22 protein-coding genes are annotated in these 21234 nt (G+C 67.3%); 3 read left to right on the top strand and 19 right to left on the bottom strand.

Translation table 11 applies throughout. The features are described 5' to 3' along the window. Positions 1 to 11 precede the first annotated feature (11 nt). Genes ABIR74_RS06845 through ABIR74_RS06865 form a run of 5 tightly spaced genes read right to left on the bottom strand, consistent with a single transcriptional unit; the run spans position 12 to position 3345 of the window. Positions 12 to 386, bottom strand: coding sequence for an FKBP-type peptidyl-prolyl cis-trans isomerase (locus ABIR74_RS06845; RefSeq protein WP_348176321.1), 375 nt, complete (start codon positions 384 to 386; stop codon positions 12 to 14). Positions 387 to 396: 10 nt separating this feature from the next. Further along, positions 397 to 1344 carry a phosphotransferase gene (locus tag ABIR74_RS06850; RefSeq protein ID WP_348176323.1) on the bottom strand — a complete coding sequence of 316 codons (948 nt, stop codon included), beginning with the start codon at positions 1342 to 1344 and terminating at the stop codon, positions 397 to 399. An 11-nt stretch (positions 1345 to 1355) separates the two neighbouring features. Then, a complete protein-coding gene (locus ABIR74_RS06855) occupies positions 1356 to 1799 on the bottom strand; it encodes a GatB/YqeY domain-containing protein (RefSeq protein WP_348176326.1) in 444 nt (147 codons plus the stop codon). A gap of 26 nt (positions 1800 to 1825) precedes the next feature. Continuing rightward, positions 1826 to 2152, bottom strand: coding sequence for an HIT domain-containing protein (locus ABIR74_RS06860; protein WP_348176329.1), 327 nt, complete (start codon positions 2150 to 2152; stop codon positions 1826 to 1828). Then, positions 2149 to 3345 (bottom strand): MiaB/RimO family radical SAM methylthiotransferase, encoded by a 1197-nt coding sequence (locus ABIR74_RS06865; RefSeq protein ID WP_348176332.1) that lies wholly within the window; start codon positions 3343 to 3345, stop codon positions 2149 to 2151. Before ABIR74_RS06865 ends, ABIR74_RS06860 begins: the two co-directional genes overlap by 4 nt. Positions 3346 to 3413: 68 nt before the next feature. On the opposite strand from ABIR74_RS06865, the gene ABIR74_RS06870 reads away from it, so the two are divergent. Next, a complete protein-coding gene (locus ABIR74_RS06870) occupies positions 3414 to 4259 on the top strand; it encodes an MOSC domain-containing protein (protein WP_348176334.1) in 846 nt (281 codons plus the stop codon). Here the strand turns inward: ABIR74_RS06870 and ABIR74_RS06875 are convergent. The 9 genes from ABIR74_RS06875 to lepA form a co-directional block, all read right to left on the bottom strand. Further along, entirely contained in the window at positions 4256 to 5023 is a 768-nt protein-coding gene (locus tag ABIR74_RS06875) for a 50S ribosomal protein L11 methyltransferase (RefSeq protein WP_348176336.1), read from the bottom strand. The genes ABIR74_RS06870 and ABIR74_RS06875 overlap by 4 nt on opposite strands. Beyond that, positions 5020 to 5562, bottom strand: coding sequence for a 2'-5' RNA ligase family protein (locus ABIR74_RS06880; RefSeq protein ID WP_348176339.1), 543 nt, complete (start codon positions 5560 to 5562; stop codon positions 5020 to 5022). The genes ABIR74_RS06875 and ABIR74_RS06880 overlap by 4 nt, the downstream gene beginning before the upstream one ends. Before the next feature lie 2 nt (positions 5563 to 5564). Then, positions 5565 to 6704 carry a J domain-containing protein gene (locus ABIR74_RS06885; RefSeq protein ID WP_348176342.1) on the bottom strand — a complete coding sequence of 380 codons (1140 nt, stop codon included), beginning with the start codon at positions 6702 to 6704 and terminating at the stop codon, positions 5565 to 5567. A gap of 63 nt (positions 6705 to 6767) precedes the next feature. Further along, a complete protein-coding gene (locus tag ABIR74_RS06890; RefSeq protein WP_348176344.1) occupies positions 6768 to 7259 on the bottom strand; it encodes a hypothetical protein in 492 nt (163 codons plus the stop codon). A gap of 133 nt (positions 7260 to 7392) precedes the next feature. Continuing rightward, positions 7393 to 8424, bottom strand: coding sequence for a heat-inducible transcriptional repressor HrcA (gene hrcA / locus ABIR74_RS06895; RefSeq protein ID WP_348176347.1), 1032 nt, complete (start codon positions 8422 to 8424; stop codon positions 7393 to 7395). 67 nt (positions 8425 to 8491) lie between these two features. Next, a complete protein-coding gene (locus tag ABIR74_RS06900; protein WP_348176349.1) occupies positions 8492 to 8977 on the bottom strand; it encodes an N-acetyltransferase in 486 nt (161 codons plus the stop codon). 42 nt (positions 8978 to 9019) lie between these two features. After that, positions 9020 to 10171 (bottom strand): radical SAM family heme chaperone HemW, encoded by a 1152-nt coding sequence (hemW, locus tag ABIR74_RS06905; protein WP_348176352.1) that lies wholly within the window; start codon positions 10169 to 10171, stop codon positions 9020 to 9022. Next, on the bottom strand, positions 10168 to 10518 hold the full coding sequence (locus ABIR74_RS06910) for an MmcQ/YjbR family DNA-binding protein (RefSeq protein ID WP_348176354.1): 351 nt from the start codon (positions 10516 to 10518) through the stop codon (positions 10168 to 10170). Before ABIR74_RS06910 ends, hemW begins: the two co-directional genes overlap by 4 nt. Before the next feature lie 125 nt (positions 10519 to 10643). Then, positions 10644 to 12437 (bottom strand): translation elongation factor 4, encoded by a 1794-nt coding sequence (gene lepA, locus ABIR74_RS06915; RefSeq protein ID WP_348176356.1) that lies wholly within the window; start codon positions 12435 to 12437, stop codon positions 10644 to 10646. 316 nt (positions 12438 to 12753) lie between these two features. Here lepA and chrA point away from each other — a divergent pair, with 316 nt between their 5' ends. Continuing rightward, a complete protein-coding gene (gene chrA / locus ABIR74_RS06920) occupies positions 12754 to 14025 on the top strand; it encodes a chromate efflux transporter (protein ID WP_348176359.1) in 1272 nt (423 codons plus the stop codon). Between the two features lie 224 nt (positions 14026 to 14249). Here the strand turns inward: chrA and ABIR74_RS06925 are convergent, their stop codons facing one another. Together ABIR74_RS06925 and murJ are read right to left on the bottom strand one after the other, a co-directional pair. Then, the gene (locus ABIR74_RS06925) at positions 14250 to 15155 is read right to left on the bottom strand and encodes a GNAT family N-acetyltransferase (RefSeq protein WP_348176362.1); all 906 of its coding nucleotides are present in this window, start codon (positions 15153 to 15155) and stop codon (positions 14250 to 14252) included. A 47-nt stretch (positions 15156 to 15202) separates the two neighbouring features. Beyond that, the gene (gene murJ, locus ABIR74_RS06930) at positions 15203 to 16837 is read right to left on the bottom strand and encodes a murein biosynthesis integral membrane protein MurJ (protein WP_348176365.1); all 1635 of its coding nucleotides are present in this window, start codon (positions 16835 to 16837) and stop codon (positions 15203 to 15205) included. Positions 16838 to 16948: 111 nt separating this feature from the next. On the opposite strand from murJ, the gene rpsT reads away from it, so the two are divergent. Next, positions 16949 to 17215, top strand: a complete 267-nt coding sequence (gene rpsT, locus ABIR74_RS06935; RefSeq protein WP_348176368.1) for a 30S ribosomal protein S20 — start codon at positions 16949 to 16951, stop codon at positions 17213 to 17215. A 48-nt stretch (positions 17216 to 17263) separates the two neighbouring features. On the opposite strand, the gene holA is transcribed toward rpsT, so the two are convergent. The 3 genes from holA to ABIR74_RS06950 are packed head-to-tail and all read right to left on the bottom strand — an operon-like array spanning position 17264 to position 21175. Next, positions 17264 to 18280 (bottom strand): DNA polymerase III subunit delta, encoded by a 1017-nt coding sequence (holA, locus tag ABIR74_RS06940; protein WP_348176371.1) that lies wholly within the window; start codon positions 18278 to 18280, stop codon positions 17264 to 17266. A 4-nt stretch (positions 18281 to 18284) separates the two neighbouring features. Next, positions 18285 to 20588, bottom strand: a complete 2304-nt coding sequence (locus tag ABIR74_RS06945; RefSeq protein ID WP_348176374.1) for a ComEC/Rec2 family competence protein — start codon at positions 20586 to 20588, stop codon at positions 18285 to 18287. Next, the gene (locus tag ABIR74_RS06950) at positions 20585 to 21175 is read right to left on the bottom strand and encodes a ComEA family DNA-binding protein (protein ID WP_348176377.1); all 591 of its coding nucleotides are present in this window, start codon (positions 21173 to 21175) and stop codon (positions 20585 to 20587) included. Before ABIR74_RS06950 ends, ABIR74_RS06945 begins: the two co-directional genes overlap by 4 nt. Positions 21176 to 21234: the final 59 nt, after the last annotated feature.

Raw genomic sequence — 21234 nt, forward strand, 5'->3', positions numbered from 1 at the left:
CGGAGCTCGGCTCAGCCAACCGCGAGCAGGTCGACCACAAACACGAGCGGCTCGTGCGGGGCGATCACGCCGCCGGCGCCGCGGGCGCCGTAGGCCATGGCGGATGGGATCGTAAGCTTTCGCCGACCGCCGACCCTCATGCCCTGTACGCCCGCGTCCCACCCCGGGATCACCTGGCCCTTGCCGAGCTTGAACTCGAACACCTGATCGCGGCTCCACGACGCATCGAACTCCTCGCCCGTGGAGAAGGCGGCGCCGACGTAGTGCACGGAGACCTTGTGGCCGCTCGTGGCCTCCTCACCGTCGCCAACGACGATGTCCTCGATCACGAGGTCGAATGGGATGTCGCCTTCCGGCATGTCGATCTGTGGGCGTTCGAGAGCCATGCCGCCTATCCTACGCGCGACCGTCGAGATACATGCGCAGGCGCAGGCGCGTGCTCTCGACGCTCGGCTGAGAAAGACGGCTGTTGACCGCTCGGCAAAGCCACCCGAGCTTACGCGCCGTCGCGGACAGGTCAACCAGGTCTGCAGCCGAGAGGCTGCGGAACGGCGCCAGGTAGGCGTCGCGGTACACCTCTGTCGGCTCAGATGCCTCCACGTCGTCGGCGCCCCACTGGATCACGCCGTCGAGCGTTACCGCGAGGGTGAAGAAAGGGTGCGAGACACATGCGTCACCCCAGTCGAGAAGGCGGTAGCAGCCGTCGCGGACGAATACCTGCGCGTCGTGTAGGTCGTCGTGCTGGATCGTCTCCGGGATGCCTGCCGAGGCAAGCTCCTCGCAGGCGGCGTTCGCCCAGGGCAGAGAAGCCTCGAGACGCCGGCGCTCGTTGTCGGGGAGGCGGTCGCCGATCGCGGCGAGCAGCGCCTCGAACCGGGCAGGCAACTCGGCGAGCCGGAGGTCGGGGACGCCGAGCTCGAGCAGTTCCGGCAGGTCGGGGGCGAGGTCGATCTGCAGGCTCGCATAGAGTGCGAGGACGTCGCGCCAGCGCCCGATCCCCCGATCTGCCTCGACGATCGAACGCAGCGTCTGGCCGCCATCCTCGAGGAGCAGCCATCCCTCGTCTCGGTTCACCGCGAGCGGCGGCGGAACGCAGTCGGGTCGCCGCCGGCCGAGGAGCTCCGTCAGCCCTGCCTCGTGACGGAGCACCGGTATCACTGCCTTGAAGAAGACGGCCCCGCCGCGCGTCGGAACGCGGATTACCGTCGACCACGGCCGGTCGTGGATCCGCTCGCCCTCCCCGGTTGGCTCGAGCTCGAGGCGCGCGAGCTGATCGTCGACCCAGCGGTCAGCGGTGGCGCGCCAGGCGGAATCGGTCCAGACCGACGCTTCCGGAACGGGCATGCGCCCGTCCCCTACGCGAGCTTCTCGCGGACGATCTGGCTGACGGCCGAGCCGTCCGCGCGACCGGAGATCTGCGGCATCACATCAGCCATCACGCGGCCGATGTCACGCAGCGACGTGGCGCCGACCTCGGCGATAACGTCGTCCACGATCTCGTCGATCTCGTCGTCGGAGAGCGGCTCGGGCATGAACTCCTCGAGCACTTCCAGTTCGAAGTCTTCCTTGTCGGCCTGCTCCTCACGTCCGGCGGCCTCGAACGCGGCGAACGCCTCGACGCGCTTCTTGCGCTCCCGCTGCAGGACCTGCAGCTCCTCGTCCTCCGACAGCGGCCGCTGGAGGTCCTTCTCGGCGGAACGGAGGCTGGAAAGGATCAGGGTCAACGCGTCGCGACGGTCGTTGTCCCGCGCGAGTCGCGCCTGCTTGATCTCGTCCTCGATCGTCGAAATGAGTTGCACGGTGACAGTCTGCCCGCAATTTCCGCTCAATGGAACCCGGGGAGCAGTTTTCCGCCGAGAACGTGCCAGTGGAGATGGAACACGGTCTGACCCGCGCCAGGCCCGACGTTGACGATCAGGCGGTAGTCGTCGAGCTCCTCGGACGCCGCCGCGTCGGCCACGAACCGCAGCATCCGGGCGGCCTCGTCGTCCGGAAACGCGGCAATGTCACGGAACGTGTCGATATGGCGGCGGGGCAGGACGAGCAGGTGCGTCTCCGCCGCAGGTGCGATGTCGCGGATCGCGACGAACTCGTCGGTTGAGAGAACATGGTCACCGCTTTCGACGAGTCGACAGAACAGGCAGTCGGTCACAGAGCCTCCGCCAGCACTCCGTCGTTCGTCACGCCGGTGGCACGAGCCCGGACGAGCGAACCGACGGGCGCCTCGACGAACCACGGCGTGTAGTCGTCCGCGTAACCGAGGCCCGGTCGATCGACGAGGACGATGTCCTCGCTGCCCACCCGACTCGCCCAGCGGGCTCGACACGCGGTGTCAGAAGCGGCGCGAAGACGTGCGCTTCGCTCCCGCTTGACCTGCGGCGCGACGGGATCTTCCCCGGCGGTGCGTGTCCCGGGCCGTGGCGAGTACGGGAAAGCGTGAACCTTGGTGATCCCGATCTCCGCGATCGCCTCCAGCGTGTTCTCGAAGGCACGGTCGTCTTCGGTCGGGAAGCCGACGATCACGTCGGTCGTGAGGTTGAATTGGTCACAGCCCTCGAGGCGTGCGCGATACTGGCCAATGGAGTAGCGGCGGCCCATTGCCCGCAGGACACCGTCGTCGCCCGACTGGAGCGGTATATGGAGGTGCCGAGCCACGATCGGAGTGTCGCGCATCGCGTCGACCAGTTCCAGCGTTACGTGGTTGATTTCGATCGACGAGAGCCGGAGACGCGCGAGACCGTCAATAGCGCCTGCCTCCCTGATCAGGCCGCCAAGCGTGAGCCCGGCGACGCGATCTCGGAAGCACCCGAGGTTCACGCCGGTGAGCACGACCTCGTGGTGCCCCTGGGCGACCCGGCGGCGGATCTCGGCCAGGACTGCGTCCGCGGTCCGGCTCCGCGTTCCGCCCCGGACCAGTGGGATGACGCAGAACGCGCAGGAGAAAGAGCAGCCGTCCTGGATCTTCACGAAGGCTCGAACGCGCTCGAGCCGATGATCGGCCTGAACGCACGCGATCGCTCCGACGTCGCCTGCGATGGTCTCGACGATGTCCTCACTGCGGCGCGCGACGACCTCGACGTTGCCGGGCATACCTGCGAAGGCGTTACTCGAGAGGTTGGCAGCGCAGCCAGTGACATAGACGCGCGAGTGCGTTCGAGCGGCCTGCGCCGCCGCCTGCCGCGACTTCGCGACGGCTTCGTTCGTCACGCAACAGGTGTTGATGACGGCAACGTCGGCAGCGCCGCGCGACTCGGTGTGCCCGTCGGCAAGCAGCCGTTCCCGGATCGCCTGCTCGTCGGCGAACGACACCTTGCAGCCGAGGAACCGAGTCGTGAAGGTCGCCATCGATCAGAGAGCGTAGACGTTCCAGACGGGAACTGGATCGAGCGCGCGTCGCTCATTATCCTGGCGGGATGGTCGGATCGGAACCATCGTTTCGCGCGTGCCTCGCGGGCGCGCTCGACGTCGCTGAGGATGAACTCCCGCGACCCGAGTTCGACCCGGAGATCTTCTGGCGTCACTGGCTCGCCGCACGGAACCTCGGCCTCGTGCCGATCGCCGATCCCACCGGATTCGAGTGGCCCGGGTACTGGATCGCGACGACGGCGCGGGACGGCGGTCTGCGGGACGCCGTGCTGATGTTCGGTGCGCCCTCAGGCCCCGTCCTCGATCCGTCCGGAGCCTTTCGGACCAATGATTCGATCGTCGAGGCTGTCGTCCTCGCTCCGTTGGATCTGGGCCTCGCGCCGTCGTCACCCTATGGTGCAGCTCCCGAAGCGAACGGCATCGTCGCCGCCCTGCTGATCGCACCCGCCGCGACCGCCGCGCTGGTTTGCGTCGACGAGGCGCGTGCTGTCGCCGGTCGGGGGATCCTGGGAGACCGGTACGCGGACTCCGTGGGAACCTTCTCGGGAACGGGACGGGGCTATCAGTTGACGCTCGTCGAATCCGAGGCGCTCGAGGGAGTGCGCACCGACGGCATCGAGATCACGTGGGAACAGGCACGGAGAAACGTGGTCACCAAGGGGATCCACCTCAACGCCCTCGTCGACCGCCGGTTCCGGATCGGCGAGGTCGAGTGCGTAGGACGCCGTCTTGCGGAACCGTGCTCGCACCTGCAATCACTCTCTCCCGCGGGTTCATTGCGGGCGCTCGTGCGCCGAGCGGGTCTGCGTGCAGACATTCTCGGCGGCGGGACGATGCGGATCGGCGATCCGGTCGTGCCGCTCGACGATGCGCCGGGAAAGGCGAGCGGCTAGACCTCTCGCTCGAAGCGATCGGCCGCCCAGCCGTCGAGCGTGACACGTTCGGCCGAGCGCCAGCCCGGCGCGAGGGGATGATCGGTGTCGAGGTAGCCGGACGTGATCACGATGCCGCTTTCGAGCCGCGAGAGGATCGTTTCGACCGGGGCGAGGAGAACGTTCGCGACGGTCGTCTCCAGCACCGGAAGTACGTCGATCTCGCCGTCGAGGAGCGACGCCTCGATCGTGACGTGGTTCGCTGCTGCATTCGCGATCGTCGTCTCGACCGCGACCGGATCGTTGTCGACGGCCCGAATCGGGCCGAACCCGAGGCGCGCGGCAGCGATCGACAGCACACCCGAGCCGCAGCCGATGTCGAGGAGCGAACCTCTCGCCGACCGCGCGAGGAGCTCGACGCAGGCGCGTGTCGTTGGATGAGCGCCCGTTCCGAACGCGCGACCCGGGTCGATAACGACCGCCCGTTCGCCTGGCTCTGGCTGCTCCCACGGCGAACCGATCCAAAGGCCGCCAACGCGTGCGGGCTTGTGGAAGGCCCGCCACGCGTCCTCCCATCCCGGCTCGACCCGGGTCACCTCGACGACGGGGAAGGTAGCCTCGATCGAGGCTACCGCTCCTTCGTCGACGTAGAGCGACAGTGTGCGCGTCTGGCCATCCTCGGACTCCTCGAAGCCGCCGGGCGAGAGATCGAGCGCAAGGGCCCAGGCCTCTTCGGAACGCTCGAGCGGCACCTGCACGGAGACGCGAACGACGCCGTCGGTCATCCGAGCCCGTACCGCGCCGTAGCGCGCCAGGTTGCATCTTCCCGCTCCTCGAACAACGAGACGCTGTCGACGGTAAAGCGGAACGGCAGCAGTGGTTGCAGCTCGCAGCGGGCGATGCCGGTGATGGGCTCCGTCGCTGCCGAAGCATCGACAGCCGCGATCGTGAGATGAGGCTCCGGCTCGCCACCTTCGCCCTCATAGGGTGGGAACTCGGGGAAGCGGCTACACGTCGACCCGATTAGGTCGACGAAGCGCTCGCGGGGCTCCGGAGCGAGCCAGACGAATCGGTCGAACTGCCCCACGCCCGTCAACTCGGCTTCGAACGGCCCGAAGGTGGCGAAGTGAGCAGTGAGAACGGCGTCGTACGTCTCCGAGACGTTCGCACCCCGTGCGAACGGGAAGAGGATCGTTACGTGCGGCGGCAATCCCCGAGCGACGGTGGCCGCGTTGTAGCGGTTGCGGAAATCACCGACCAGGGAGTCGGCGTCCACCGGGATCAGCAGCCCGCTTCGGCGCTCGTGCGGAGCAAGGCCTGGCATGGTCAGCGGAAGGCGTTCTTGATCCGCCCGAAGAATCCGCCGTCTTCCCCATTGTCCCCGTCGTCCTGATAGGCCTCCTCGCCGAGCGCCTCGCCGAGCTGGTCGACGAGCGTGCGTTGCTCATCGTCGAGTCGCCGGGGGATGTGAACACGGACGTGCGCGTGGAACGCACCGCGACGGCGTCCCTCGAGGGACGGCATCCCCTGGCCCCGGAGAACGATGACGTGGCCGGGCTGCGTGCCCGCGGGGACCTCGACCTCGATCTCACCCACAGGCCCGGGCACCATTAACGCGGTACCGAGAGCCGCCTCGGTCATGGTGAGCTCGACGGCCGTGTGAAGGTCGGCTCCGTCTCGTTCGAGCCCCGGCAGCGGGGTGACGCGCACCTGGAGGAAGAGATCGCCGTTTGGCCCGCCGAGAGCACCGGCGTGCCCTTCGTTCCGCACGCGGATTCTCTGCCCATCCTCGATTCCGGCCGGAACGTCGATGTCGATCTCGCGGTCGTGAAGCGTGCGGCCGACGCCGTCGCACGTTTCGCAGGGCGTCTCGACGACGCTTCCGATTCCCTCGCAGCTGGGGCAGGCACCGGTTCGAACGAACTGGCCGAAGACGCTCTGTGACACTTGCTGGACGCGGCCGGCACCGCCGCACACGTCGCAGATGCGCGGCGACGTCCCGGGCGCAGCCCCGTTTCCGTCACACGTTTCACAGGTGCTCGCGACGCGGGTCGAGACGTTCTCGGTGACGCCGGTGAAGGCTTCAGTGAGCGTGATCTCGGCGCTCGCCGTGACGTCCCCGCCGCGGCTCGGGCCACCGGGGTGGGCGGCCTGGCCGAAGAGCGACTCACCGAAGAAGGCGCCGAAGATGTCCGAGAGGTTGCCGAGGTCGAAGTCGGCCGGGGCGAATCCGCCACCGCGCAGCCCCTCGCGCCCGTACCGGTTATAGGTGGCGCGCCGCTCCGGATCTGAAAGGACCTCGTACGCCTCGGCCGCTTCACGGAATCGCTCCTCGGCGTCCGGGGCCTCCGATACGTCCGGATGGAGCTCGCGCGCTAGCTTCCGGAAAGCGCGCTTGATGTCGGCGTCCGGCGCCTCCCGGTCGACGCCGAGGATCTCGTAGTAGTCGCGTTCAGCCGTCGCCATCAGAGAGTCGAGGGTACCGGCAGTCGCCGACGGATAGCCCCGCCAGGACTCGGAGTGCGTCGTCTACTGCAGCGCCGTGACCTCGACGACGAACGTCACCCGGGCGTTTCCGGCGTTTCCGACGACGTGCCAGCAGCCGGCCGTCGGGAAAGTGAGACCTGTTGGCTGGAAGCCGAGTGACGCGCCGATGTCGTCGGCCGGACCGTACCCGGACGGCACGTGAGACCGGAGGGGTGGGGCTGCCCGGTCGAGACGCCGCCCCATGATCGAAAGCTTTGCGACATCGCGAACCCACCAGCCCACCTTCGCGTGAATCGAGCCATCGCGGCTGATGGTCGCAATCGAGCCGCCGCCGGGGAGGGTTCCGGCTCGAAGGACACCGTTTGACCACAGGTGCACGCGCAGGCGGCCATTCCCGTAGTTGAAGCCGTCCGGGCCGGGGCCTGCATTCGCTGCCACTGGTCGTGCCGGAACCGTGACGACCGGGCAGCGTGCGCCGATCGACCGATCTGCAACGTGTGATGACGACCCTGCCGCCCCGACAGTGAACGCCACGGGCACGGTGAGCCAACCAACAATCCGAAAGACCTTCGATGGATCACAATCCCCATGTGAGCTGCTGGGTACCGACAGTCCAGCACATCGCGACGACGGCTCGGCTTCCCTCGAACCGAGCCTGGTTGACCACCTATTCGTCCTCGTAGACGTCCTCGACGAGACGCGAGAGCTCCAACGCAGCGGCACGAACGGCACGAATCGCCTTGTCGTAGTCCATCCGCAGCGGCCCGAGCAGCGCAACCGAGCCGAGCGAGCGACTTGCGATCCCGTACGTCGCGCCGACGTAGGAGACGTCGTGCAACTGGCCGCCGTCGACCTCCGGGCCGATGCGGACGACGGTGCGCCGCGGATCGAGCGCGTCGGAGAGGAGCTCGAGCACGGCGGCTCGCCGCTCGAGGACGTCGAGGAGGTGCTGGCAGGCCTCGAGCTCGGCCCCCCGCGCCTCACCGAGCAGTCCGGCCGCACCGCCGACGTAGAGTTGCGGCCCGTCGGACGCAACGGCGTCGACGAAGGCAGCGCGGAGTCTGAGCAGGAACGAGCGCTCATGATACGGCAGGGCTGGATCCTCGAGTCGCCGACGGAGCGTCGCAGAACCGAGCCGGAGTCCCACGATCTGCTCGTCGAGGTAGCTCCGCGCCCACTCGACGAGCCCGGGATCGACCGGTTGCTCGAGCTCGAGGACCCTCTTCGTGACCCCTCCCGTGGATGTGATGACGACGACGATCACTGCCCGTGGTTGCAGCTGGAGCACGTCGACGTGGCGCACCGAAGCAGACTCGAGCGCGGGCGCCGAGACGAGCGCAAGAAGCCGCGTGGCCTGGGAGAGCGTCTCGGTCGTCGATCGAAGCGCCTCCTCGAGCTCACTTCTGACCGCAGCGACATCGACGACGGGCGGATCGGGCCGCTCGTGCAGCGAGTCGACGAGCTCCTCCGCGTAGACCCGATACCCGTTCTCGGTGGGAACGCGTCCGGCAGAGGTGTGGGGATGCGTCAGGAGGCCGAGCGCCTCTAGCTCGGCGAGCTCGCTGCGGACGGTCGACGAGGAGACGTCCATGCCCGCTCGCTCGACGAGCGATTTCGACCCGACGGGCTGGCCGGTCGCGACATGCTCTTCGACCACCCGTCGCAGGATCTCGCGCCTGCGGGAGGAGAGCGGTTCCATGGTCAGTGGATCCTATCGGGGAAGGCCTCCGTCTCCGAGGGCGGCTTCGATCCTCCGATCCGCTCGTTCAATCCCGAGACGCGTACGCGACCCGCTCGAACGGCCATTCCCTGCTGAGCCACTCCGTGACGGCAACCCACACCGAACGGTCGAGGCCCGCGTGGGCTTCCGTGACCCACGAGCGAACGAGCGCATCGTCGTGCGTCCGGTTCGACGATCGATCCGCATCCGCTGTTCCCAGGGGATAGATATAGACGCACCCGACCACGTCGCCCGCCGACCGTTCGAGCACCGTGTACGTGAACCCGCACCGTTCCACGAAGTGACGAGCGTGCATCTCGAGGTCGGCCAGGTTCTCGGCGAGCGTCATCGCGTGCGGCCACGATCGACCCGCAAACCCCGGTGTCGCGCGGATGTGTTCCAACGACCCCGTCCACGCTCGGTAGTCGGCCTCGTTGTGCTGCGGGCCGAGTGGCTCGAGGACGAACGCCGGCGTCTCGAGTCGTAACGGCGGCTCGAAGCCTGCGGGAACGAACGGTCGGGCGGATTCCATGGCGGGACGCTACCGGTGCTCGCGGCTACGAGAGGCCATTGCTCAGGCAAGCAGCTCGGCGGTGACGCCTCCGCCCAGGAAGCGGCCGCGATCCGTCAGCGACAGCGACCGTCGATCATTGACATCCGACTCGCCGTGGACGACTGCGAGGCCGCCGGCCACCATCCGTTCGAGGCCGAGGCGGTCGATTGCGTGCTCGACCCCGGTGAGCGGGAGCGGTTCGTCGAGGCGGAGCCCCAGCATGAGCCGTTCCTGCGCCTTCGTCAGCGGCTCGAGCTGCTCGAGCTCGCGCGGGGGCGCGCCGCCGTCCCCGTCCTTCCCGAGGGCGCCGAGATAGCGGCCAATCGAAGCGCCGTTCCGTCGCCGCTGCTCACCGAGGGTCGAGACCGCCCCGATCCCGACACCGAGGTAATCGCGCCCCTGCCAGTAGCCCAGGTTGTGTTGTGCGCGGAGATCACGCCCGCCCGCGCGGTCGCCCGAGACGCAGAAGTTCGCCGTTTCGTACCAGCGATAGCCCGCGCCCCTCAGCGTCTCGACGACGCGCTCGAAGTATCCCTCCATCGCCTCTGACTGCCGCACGAGCTCGGTGCCCCAGGCACGGGTGAACCGCGTCCCTGGCTTTGCTTCGAGCTCGTAGAGTGAAAGGTGCTCCGGCGCGAGGGCCAGAGCCTCCGCGAGGTCATTGTCGAGATCGGGGGGCTCCTGCCCCGGGATGCCGTAGATGAGGTCGAGTGAAATGTTGTCGAACGAGGCATCACGAAGAGTATGCATCGCACGTCGGATGTCGTCCGGACCGGCAACGCGCTCGAGCACCCCGAGGAGTCGTGGGGCAAAGGTCTGGGCGCCGAGCGAGATCCTGTTCACGCCGCCCTCACGAAGGATCGCGGCAAGCTCCGGCGTCACGGTCTCGGGGTTCGCCTCCACGGTCACCTCCGTCGCCGGCGGCAGCGCTGCGAGGATCCTGCGCAACGTGTCGGGCTCGGTGAACGTCGGGGTTCCACCGCCGACGAAGACGGTGTCGACCGCGTCGGCCAACGAACCGCTCTCGCTTGCGAGTTCGGCAAGTAGCGCATCGGCGTAAGCCTCGTGCTGATCGATCCGGCCGACGACCGTGACGAAATCGCAGTAGCCACATCGGTGAACACAGAACGGGAGGTGCACGTACAGATGTCGCGCTCTCGGGTTGTTCGTCACTGGGCCCCACCTCGGGCGGTGCGATAGGCCCTGACCAGCTTCCGTGGCGCGCACTCGGCCCATGCGTCCTCGACGAGCCCTCGAACGAGGTCGAGCGACGCGTGCGGGAGCGCGACGAGCCCCATCGGCCAGTTGCCGTAGTGCGGCGCCAGGAAGAGACAGTCGGGCTGCGTTTCGAGCAGGAGCGGCCGTTCATCGGGATCACAGCGGATCGCGAGCGTCTTGCCGTCCTCCCGCAAGCGGCCCATGCACTTCCCCTGCACCCGTAGCGGGGGCGTCCCGTATCCGGTTCCGACCTCCACCTCGGGCAGCGCCTCGGCAATCGTGACAACGTCGCTCCAGGTCATTTCGCCACTTTCACGAGGCCCGCATCGGGCAGCAGCGGCGCGAGCGCCTCGGCCACCGCTGCCTTTCCGACCCCGAAAGCGCCGTTTGATCCAGACGACGAGCGGCTCGGGCCGACAACCACGTGTTACTTCTTCTTGTCCCCGTCGAGGTTGAGCACGGCGAGGAATGCCTCCTGTGGGACCTCCACCCCGCCGACCTGCTTCATCCGCTTCTTGCCCTTCTTCTGCTTCTCGAGGAGCTTGCGCTTGCGCGAGATATCGCCGCCGTAGCACTTCGCGAGCACGTCCTTGCGGCGCGCCTTGACGGTCTCGCGGGCAATTACGCGAGACCCGATTGCAGCCTGGATCGGGACGTCGAACATCTGCCGCGGGATCTCCTCACGCAGCTTCTCGACGAGGAGCCGGCCACGGTCGTAGGCGAACTCGCGATGAATGATCAGTGAGAGCGCATCGACAGGCTCACCACCGACGAGCACGTCGACTCGCACGAGCTTGCCACTCTGGAAACCTGAGAGGTCGTAGTCGAAGCTCGCGTAGCCACGCGTCCGCGACTTCAGCTGGTCGTAGTAGTCGAGCACGACCTCCGCAAGTGGCAGCTCGTAGATGAGGTGCACCCGCTCCGGCGAGAGGTACTCGAGGTGATCAAAGGTGCCTCGGCGCTCGTTGTTGAGCTCCATGATCGTCCCGACGTACTCCTTCGGGACGATGATCGACGCCCGGATATAGGGCTCCTCGACCTCCTCCAGCTCAGCCGGCATCTCGGACGGGTTGTGCACCTCGCGCCACTCGCCGTTACGTTCGAGCACACGGTATGCGACGTTCGGTGCGGTCACGATCAGGTCGAGATCGAACTCGCGCTCGAGGCGCTCCCGCACGATCTCCATGTGCAGGAGCCCGAGGAACCCGCATCGGAAGCCGAACCCGAGTGCCTGCGACGTCTCGGGCTCGTAGAAGAGAGCAGCGTCGTTCAGCTTGAGGCGCTCGAGCGCGTCGCGCAGCTCGGGGTACTCGTCGGAATCACTCGGGAAGAGGCCTGCGAAGACCATCGGCTTGACTTCCTTGTAGCCGGGCAGTGGCTCCTCGGCCGCCGCTCCCCGGCGCGTCGTCAGCGTGTCGCCGACGCGCAACGCGGAGACGTCCTTCAAGCCCGTGATCACGTAGCCCACCTCGCCCGCGACGAGTGCCTTGACCGGGACGCGCGACGGCGACATGAACCCGAGCTCCTCCGCGTCGAACTGAGTGCCGAGCGCCATCGCCCGAAGCGGCGCTCCGGTCTCGAAGGTGCCGTCGACGACGCGGATGAACGCGATCACGCCGCGATACTGGTCATACGACGAGTCGAAGATGAGAGCGCGGGCGGGCGCGTCGGGGTCACCGGCGGGCGCCGCGATCCGCTCCACGATTGCGTCGAGAACCTGGTCGACGTTGATGCCGGTCTTGGCCGAGATGCGAACGACGTCGGCAGCATCGCCGCCGAGGAGCTGCGTGACCTCGTTCGCTGCGCCGTCGGGATCGGCCGACGGTAAGTCGATCTTGTTCACGACGGGGACGATCTCGAGGTTGTTCTCGATTGCGAGGTAGGCGTTCGCGAGCGTCTGCGCCTCGATGCCCTGCGCGGCATCGACGACGAGTACGGCCCCTTCACATGCCTGGAGCGACCGCGAGACCTCGTAGGTGAAGTCCACGTGTCCCGGCGTATCGATGAGATTGAGCTGGTGGCCCTTCCAGGCGACCCGCACCGCCTGCGCCTTGATCGTGATTCCCCGCTCGCGCTCGAGATCCATCGAATCGAGCAGCTGTTCCCGCATGTCGCGGTCGGCAACGGTGTCGGTGAGCTGGAGAATACGATCGGCCAGGGTCGACTTCCCGTGGTCGATGTGGGCGATGATGGAGAAGTTGCGGATGCGGCTCTGGTCCATGGGAATCAGGCCCGGATGCTAGCTGTCATGCGGTTTTGCCTGGATCTCGGCCCGTTCTCGCGAGCCGCCGATCCACCCCTCGTGCAGTAGGAGTCACGATTTCTCGTCCTCGTGAGTCACTCTGCCGGAAGTGAAGGAGCTTCCCGGCGACGGGCGCGCCCGCGTTCACGGGGCCGCGTGCACAGGGCGCGTGTCGACTGTCGGCTGTCGGGTGGATGGCGATCCGGTTGCCATGTGGAAACTGGCTCGATCATGGCGGGAGAAGCGATTGCGGAGACCGAGCGCGAAGGTGATCAACGCCGTAGAGTTCGCGACCGTGGCAGCAAACGACCCTCCCGACGAGATCGGGTCGACGACGCTGCCGACGGAGAGCGAAGCACTTCGGTTCTGGCTGAGGCTCGGAATGATCAGCTTCGGTGGTCCTGCAGGGCAGGTCGCGATCATGCACGACGAGCTTGTCGAGAAGCGCGGCTGGATCTCGGAACGCCGCTTCATCCACGCGCTCAACTTCTGCATGGCGCTGCCGGGGCCGGAGGCGCAACAGCTTGCCTCGTACATCGGCTACTCGATGTACGGAGTCCGCGGAGCGATGACGGCCGGAGGACTGTTCGTACTGCCCTCGTTCGTCCTTCTGTGCCTGATGAGCGCCGTCTACGTCGAGTACGGCGAGGTCGCAGCCGTGGAGGGCGTCGTGCGTGGCCTCGGCGCCGCTGTAATCGCTCTTGTCGCGGCGGCGGTGATCCGAGTCGGCCAGCGGGTGATCCGGACGCCGACCGCGCTCGCGATGGCCTTGATCGCGTTTGCGCTCTTGATCGTGGGAGTCCCGTTCCTGGCGATCATTGCGACGGCCGCACTGACCGGTTATGTGGTGGCGCGCTACCGGCCGACCCTCTTGCGTACGCCGTCGAGCCACACAGACGACGACTTCGACCCCGTCCGTCTGGAAAGCGGGTTACGGCGCCGGTTCATCAGGACGATCCTCGTCTGGCTGATCCCCCTCACCATCCTGCTCCTCATCGGGGGCCTCGTCGCGGAACTCGCTGGATTCTTCACGCTCGCTGCGCTCGTCACCTTCGGCGGCGCCTACGCGGTGCTCCCGTTCGTGGCTGACGCGGCGGTGGATCGGTTCGGGTGGCTTACAGCCGACGACATGGTCGCCGGCCTCGCCTTGGGCGAATCCACTCCAGGGCCTCTCATCATGGTCAACACCTTCGTCGGGTTCCTCGCCGGCTACAACGTCGAGGGCGGACTCGCCTGGGGGCTCGCAGGTGCCACGATCGCAACGCTGTGCACCTTCGCCCCCTCGTTCGTCTTCATCATTAGCGGTGCACCGCTGATCGATCGGGTCCGCGCGACGGGGGCATTCGCTTCTTCGCTCAATGGCATAACGATCGCCGTCGTCGGCGTGATTGCGGCGCTGGGAGTCTTCGTCGCACGCCACGCCGCCGTCGTTGACGGGCAGCCGGACTGGCTCGTCGTCGCCCTCGCTGTGGCCGCCTTCGTCTCTGTCGTACGCTTCAACGTGGGCGTCATCGACATCGTTGCGTCGTGTGCTCTGGTTGGCCTCATCGCGAGCACGGTGGGCTAGAGAGCCGCCCGCAGGACTCGGAGCCTGTGGAGCACTCGCGAGCATCGATCACGCTCACCGTATCCAGCAACGTCGTGCCAGCCCCTACGGCTCCGGTGGACGAGCGAACTGGCACGATTGCGTCGTTCCAGTGGACTCACCGCAGCCGACCCCTGGACACGGGATCGCCGAATGCCGCCGGCCGCTCCCATCCGGACGAGGCAACGGTACGCGAGCCCATCACCTCAGCGCTCGAGCACCCAGCTGCACCCGGAGGAGAAAGGCCGGTAGCCGAGCCGCTCGTTGATTGCCATCATTGGCGCGTTCGTCTCGTCGTTCTGGGTGATGACTCTGACGATCCCGGCCTCGGCGGCAGCCGCAAGCGAACGCTGCTTCATCAGCAGGCCAAGCCTCTGCCCTCGGAACGCGGGAGTCACTCCTGTGCCGACGTTCACAGCCCGTCCGGTCGCGCGGTCGGAGTCCAGGAACGAAACGCCCACCGGAACGCCGGCTGCGACAGCAACGGAGCTCAACTCGCGGTCACACTCGGGGTTGTCCCAGGTGAGGCGGCGCCAGCTCTCGTACGTCATGCCGGACGCGTCGCCCGGCCCGGGCTCGTCGAGGAAGCTCTCATAGTCCGCCACGAAGACACGTTCCGGGTCGTCGGCGAATGCCCCCAGAGTCGCGATCTCGATCCCCGGCGGTACTCGAGCAAGTGAAGCAACACTCCTAGGGTCGACAGCCAATCCGGTGATGGTTCCCGCGAGGCCGAATCCACATCTGCCGACGAACGCCTTTGCGTCGGCGTCGGCTCGACTGTGGGCGACGATGCGACGGGCTCCGATCTCATCGAGGTGTGCCGAGAGGACATCCCAGAGCGCGGAGCCGATCCCCCTGGCGCGATGCTCCGGGTGGACAGCGATTCCCGCAAAGGCTGTCGTCCGGACAGAGGCGAAGGCATCGATCCCACCGACAGCCCAGCCGACTACCTCGCCGGCGTGCTCTGCGAGCCAGTAGCCGACCCTATCCTCGGTCGGTGCGCTCTCCCGGCGGTAGCGCATCCCCGCGGCCGTGATCACACGATCATCGAAGACGGCGCTGAGAAGAGCCGCGACGCGTGGGCTGTCGTCTGGCGTTGCCGGGGTGATCATCGTCCCGAGAGTACTCCGTAGAGACCGAAAAGCGAGCGGTGGCTGCGTCAGCCGGCGCGCCGCGAGATCGCCTGGCGAAGGACATCGGTCTCCCGGACCCGGAGTGCACGACATGCCGCCAGATACACGATCGCTCCGAGCGCGAGAGCGGAGCCGAGCGAGATGATCTGGGCGACCGTCGAACGCCCGAGAGCCTGGTCGAGGCCGTACCAGACGCCGAACGCAGCCGCACCGAGGACGATCGACGCGAGGGTCACCCGAACCACGGCATCGATGATCCGCGCCAGGTCGACGCCACCGACGCGGCGCCGGAGGAAGAAGACGAGACATGCCACACCGGCGATGTTCACGAGCGACGTCGCAAGCGGGATGCCCCAGATGCCGACGCGGTAGAGCGCCACATCGAGCGCGGCGTTCAGGACGAGCGTGCCGACTCCGACCACGGTCGGAATCCAGTTCGACTGCAACCCGTAGAACCCGCGGCTCAGCATCAGCATCCACCCGTTGAAGGCGAGGCCGAGCGAGAACGCCGCGAGGCATGCGGCAACGACGGTGACATCGGTCGCCGTGAACTCACCCCGCTCGTAGACGAGCCGCACGATCGGCTGCGCGAGGACGGCCGACACGATCGAAGCCGGGATCAGCAAGAACGCGATCTGGCGCAGCCCCGTGCTGATAGTCGAACGGAACGCGTCGAGGTCGTTTTGAGCGGCGTAGCGGGCAAGCGCAGGGAACAGCACCGTCGCCACCGCAACCGAGAACATGCCTTGCGGAAGCATGTAGAGGCGGAATGCCGCGTTGATCGCTGCGGGCGCGAGGTTGGGATCGAGTAGGCGCGATGCGAACAGCGTGTCGATGACGGCGTTCATGTTGATCAGCCCGAGCGTCAGCGTGACGGGCAGCATCAGCTTGAAGAACCGCCGGACTGCCGGATCGCGCCAGTCGATCACGACCTGGAGTCGCCCGTCGAGACCCCGGAGCCACGGAACCGGCAGGAGGAGCTGGATTACCGTGCCCACGAGGATCGCCCCCGCATAGACGTAGAGCTGGGCATTCTCGCCGGAGACGCGCGGCACGCCGAGCCAGAGACCGACGATGATCGCGAGGTTCCAGGCGATCGGCGTCAGCGCCGGAACCGTGAAGTGGTCGTACGTATTGAGGATCCCGACGATGACGCCGCTCAATCCGAGCAAGACGACGATCGGGAACAGAATCCGCGAGAGACCAACGGCGAGGTCGAAGTCGCCGTCGGGAACGCCGAATGGTCTGATCAACAGTGGCGCGACGAGAATGAAGAGCGCCGTGAGTGCACCGAGTACGAGGAGGACAAGCCAGAAGATCGTCGAGGCGACACGCCAGGCTCGCTTGCGCTCGCCCTTCTCGAGCAGGTCGCTGAAGACGGGGACGAACGCCCCAGAGAGAGCAGCGTCAGCGAGCAACGCGCGCACGAGATTAGGGATTTGAAACGCAACCGTGAACGCATTGATCGCGCCGGTGACCCCGAAGTAGTACGCCGCGACCATTTCGCGCACGAGGCCGAGCACGCGAGAGACCCCTGTCGCCACCGAAAAGACGAGTGTCGAGCGGGCGAGCTTGCGGTGAAGCCCGGCGGCAGGATCGGGCGAAGGCACTCCCCCGGGGTCGGCAGCGTCGGTCATGCCGGTCGAATTCGGCGCGGACACGCCCCTCACCTTCGCATGAACCGCAGGCTCGCGTCAGCGCTCAGGCCGCCTCAGCGCTCTGCTACCATCGTTTCGCCCGCAAGCTGCGGGCATTCCTACGCTCGAGGGTAGATGCCGAACATTCAGCAACAGAAAAAGCGCGTCCTGGTCGCCGTCCGCCAGCGGGACGAGAACCTCCGCTACCGCTCGACGATCAAAACGCTGACCAAGCGGCTCGAAGCAGCCGTTGTAGCAGGCGATGCCGATCTCATCGCGGCCGAGCATCTCGCGCTCGTCCGCCTGATCGACAAGTCCGCGTCGAACGGTTCGATCCACAAGAACACCGCCGGGCGCAAGAAGGCCCAGGCAGCTCGTCTTGTGACAACGACCGCCGCCTAGTCCTCGACGCCTCATCGGCGTCGTCAGCGGATGCGGCCGCGCGCTCCGCTAGGTCTGCCCTGGCTCCGCGCTGACCGCGATGAGCGCTCTCTGCAGCTCGACATCGGCGGCGAGCCTACTGCCGCCTTTCAAGGCGAGGTCGAGTTCCGCGAACCGCACCGTCGCGCTCGCGAGCTCCTCGCCGGAGAATCCCTCCGCGTGGCGATACGCCTTCTCGCCGGCGAACGGGTGCATCTTGAGAGCGAGCGCAGCGTCCCGCGCGGCAACCCCGTCGTCAGCAAGCCGCTTGAGCTGGCGCATTCGGTTGAGGTGCCCGTTCAGCGTGGCTGCGAGCCTCGGGGCCGTATCGCGTCGCGACTTGTCGGATCGCTCGAACATCGTCTCGCAGAGATCGAGCAGCCGCCCCTGGCGCCGCTCGGCCCACGCGTCCGTGAGCGCGAACGGGGCGACGTCGGCGATCGGGGCGACGAGCTGCTCGACCTCAGCCACCCCGATCGGCTCGCCCTGAGCCCACGTCGCGATTTTCGTGATCTCGTTCGCGAGTCCGTGGAGATCCTCTTCCCCGATGTACTGGATGAGCAGTGCGCACGCGTCGGGCTCAGCCTTCACCCCGGCCCGACGGAACCGTTCAGCCACCCAGGCCACGCGGCCTCGCCTGGCGGCATCGAAGATCAGAAGATCTCCGACCTTTACGCAGGCCTTTGCGATCGCTGCGTCCTTCTTGATCTCGAGGCCGACCACGGCGAGCACCGTGTGAGGTGCCGGCGCTGCGAGGTACGCCACGCATGCCTCGATGTCGGCTGCCTTCCAGCCGCCCGTAGGAAAGCGATTATCCTCCTTCTTGCGTCCGTCGACGTCCGTGACGAGCACGAGTCGGGAGTCACCGAAGAGGCTGCCGGAGTTGCACAGCGTGACGACGTCCGCGCCCGTGACCTCGAGGGCGGAGACGATCTCGACCGCCTCGTCGAGGAACCTCGCGCGAAGGCGTTGCACCGCATGTTCAACCTTGGGGCGATCGCTGCCCGAGATGAGATAGGCGGACTTCAGCGTGGGCTTCTCGCTCATGCGCTTACCGTACTGGACGGTCCGTACGGACGGTCAGCGACCTCCCGTCGGACTCGAGCACGACCCGACCGTGCTCGTCCGTGCGATACACGGCAATCCCGGCCCTGCGTCGCAAGGTGGAGAGCGTTTCGGGCCGCGGGTGCTCGTAGTCGTTGTGGGCGCCGACGGAGATCACCGCGACCCGCGGCCGAAGTGTGGTCAGCAAGTCGTCGAGCCGCACATCCGCCGAGCCATGATGCGCGACCTTGAGTACCTCTACCTGACGGAGTGGAAGCGATCGAGTCACGTCCGACTCGGAGTCCCCCGTGAGGAGCAGGTCGATCGACCCGTAGCTCACGAGGAGCACAGCGCCATGCAGGTGCGGATCCTCGCCGCTCGAGCCGGCGCGGTCTGGCCAGAGGATGCGGACGTGCAGCAGCCCGAGCGAGTACGTCCGCCCGACCCGCGCCGGAACCAGAGGAACGCCGAGCAGGCGTGCCGTTCGGCGCAGCTCACGTTCGTCGGATCCGACACCCGGCTGCATCGGATCGACTACCTGCCCGACTCTCAAGCGACGGAGCACGGCCGGGCCGCCTCCGACGTGGTCGCGGTGCGCGTGCGTCGTGACGAGTGCCGTGAGTGTTGTCAACCCCATCCGCCCCAGCTGGAGATCCACTCGGGCCTCGGGCGGCCCGGCGTCGACCAGCATTGCTCCCTGCGGCGTCTCGAGGAGAATGCCGTCTCCCTGCCCGACATCGAGGAATGTGACCCGTAGCCCCGCCGGCGGCGACCACATGGGTGGCGGATGGAGCGCCCACCAACTCACAGCACAGAGGGGGACGACTGCTAGAGCGGTGACGACGGCCGCCCGACGCCGATAGCGCGGAAGGGCCCGGAGGGCAGCGGCGACGCCGATCGTGCCTGCGAGGGCGAGGACGAGAGTCCTCGATGATGTCTGTGCGTACGGGAGCGACGCGATGAAGCGCGCCGAGAACGCGATCCACGCTGCAGCTCCCCCGGCGATCCAGGAGAGCGCGACCGCTGCCGGCGGAATCACGGGCGCGATGATCGCGGCCGCGAGACCGGCGCCGAGCAGCAGCGGCATCGCCGGTTCGGCGAGAGCATTCGCCGGCACGGTCCACAGGGGAATGGTGCCGAACTGGAGGAAGAGGATGGGCGCCGTCACGAGCCCACAGGCGGTAGAGATGCCGACGACCTCAACGAGCCAGCGCGGCAGCGGATATCCCTCGTAGATCGGCCGCAGACGGGGCATGACGAGGAAGATCGCCGCGACGGCTGTGAACGAGAGCTGGAAGCCGGGCTCGAGCAACGATCGTGGCGTCCATGCCAGCAGCACCACCGCCCCGACTGCCATTGTGTGCCAGCGATCGCTCGGGCGTGAAAGGAGCCAGGCCAGCGAGGCGAGGCAGCCGGCCACCGCGGCACGCACCACCGACGGTTGCCACCCGACGGCGAGGGCGTATGCGAGGATCGCGACGATCGCAAGTGAGTGGCCCACGGCCCTCGGGAGACCGAGGACGTACGCCAGGCCGAGAACTCCGAAGCCGATGAACACGATGTTCTGACCCGAGACGGCGAGTAGGTGATAGAGACCAGAGGTCTTGAATGCGTCGCGAAGATCCGGGTCGATCCCCTCGTCCGCTCCGAGCACGACCCCGGTCACGAGCGATCGACGCTCGCTCGATGTTCCGAGCGCGAGCGCTCTGGCAATTGACGTGCGCAGCCGGTCGCCGACGCCTCCGATCCCGCCCCGCCGGCCGACGATCTGCCAGGAGCCGCTCGCGTGGAGAACGACGTGAATTCCCTTCCGTTCGAGCCAGCCTCGCTCGTCGAAGCCGGTCTCGGGCCCGCGCGGGGCGACCGGGCGCGCTCGGAGCTCGAGCACGGATCCCTGAGGAGGCGCGCGACCGGCGGGCAGCTCCAGAAGTACGCGTTCCCGGACGGCAACGCCGTCGAACCGCCGAACCTCCGCAAGAACTCTGATCGCAAACGGCGACCGGGATGGTGTCCCGCTGACAACCACCCGGGCGCTCGATGGCTCACCGATTCGCGCTACGAGCACGCTGCGATCGAGCTCGTGGAGGCGGAGGCCTCCCCACCAGAGCCCGGCGGAGCCCAGAGCGAGGGCAGCAAGGCCGAGCCGCACCGATGCCGGGAGGGCGAAGGAGGCCGCGATTGCCGTAACCCCGGCGACGACACCAGCGAGACGCGGGAACGACAACCAGTTCGCCGTTGACAGGCCCAGAGCAAGCGTGGCGAGCAGAACAGCCGGCCAGCCACGATCGAGCGCGTTGCGGAGGCCAGTCACGGCGTGACGAGCCCCCGAAGCTGCTCGACGCGTGCAGGGCCGATTCCCGGGATCGCATCGAGATCCTCGACCGAGCGAAACGCTCCGTGCGACTGCCGCCAATCGAGAATCTTCTGCGCAGTTACCGGCCCGATGCCCGGCAGCTCGTCGAGCTGCTCAAGCGTCGCGCTCGCAAGGCTCACCGTCCCGGAGCTCGGTGCAGCACCCGTGCCCGCGGACGATCCCGCCACGACACGGGCGGGAACGATCACCTGTTGCCCATCCGCCACCGGCGCCGCCAGGTTCACGAGAGCAAGATCCGCTCGCCGGGTCGGGCCGCCTGCTTGCTCGACCGCGTCTGCAACTCTCGCACCTTCCGGGAGTCGAACGAGGCCAGCGCGACGTACGGCACCGACGACGTACACGACGAGCTTCGGAACAGCGGCAGTCCCGTCGGTCGCCTCCACCTGGTCGAACGCCGCTGCCTGAGGCGCAGGAGTCCGCGCCGTCCCCGCTGCTGCGAGGCGCTTCCCAACGAGGCCGAGCACGCACAGACAGACGACGAGAAGGATGGCGGTGTGCCGCCGGGGAAGCCTCTCGAGAATCATGTCGTCAATAATGGCAACTGAACTGTGGCGTGTTCGAGCCAGATGTGCGCCGCGATCGT

Source organism: Gaiella sp., assembly GCF_039915195.1.
Lineage (GTDB): Bacteria > Actinomycetota > Thermoleophilia > Gaiellales > Gaiellaceae > Gaiella.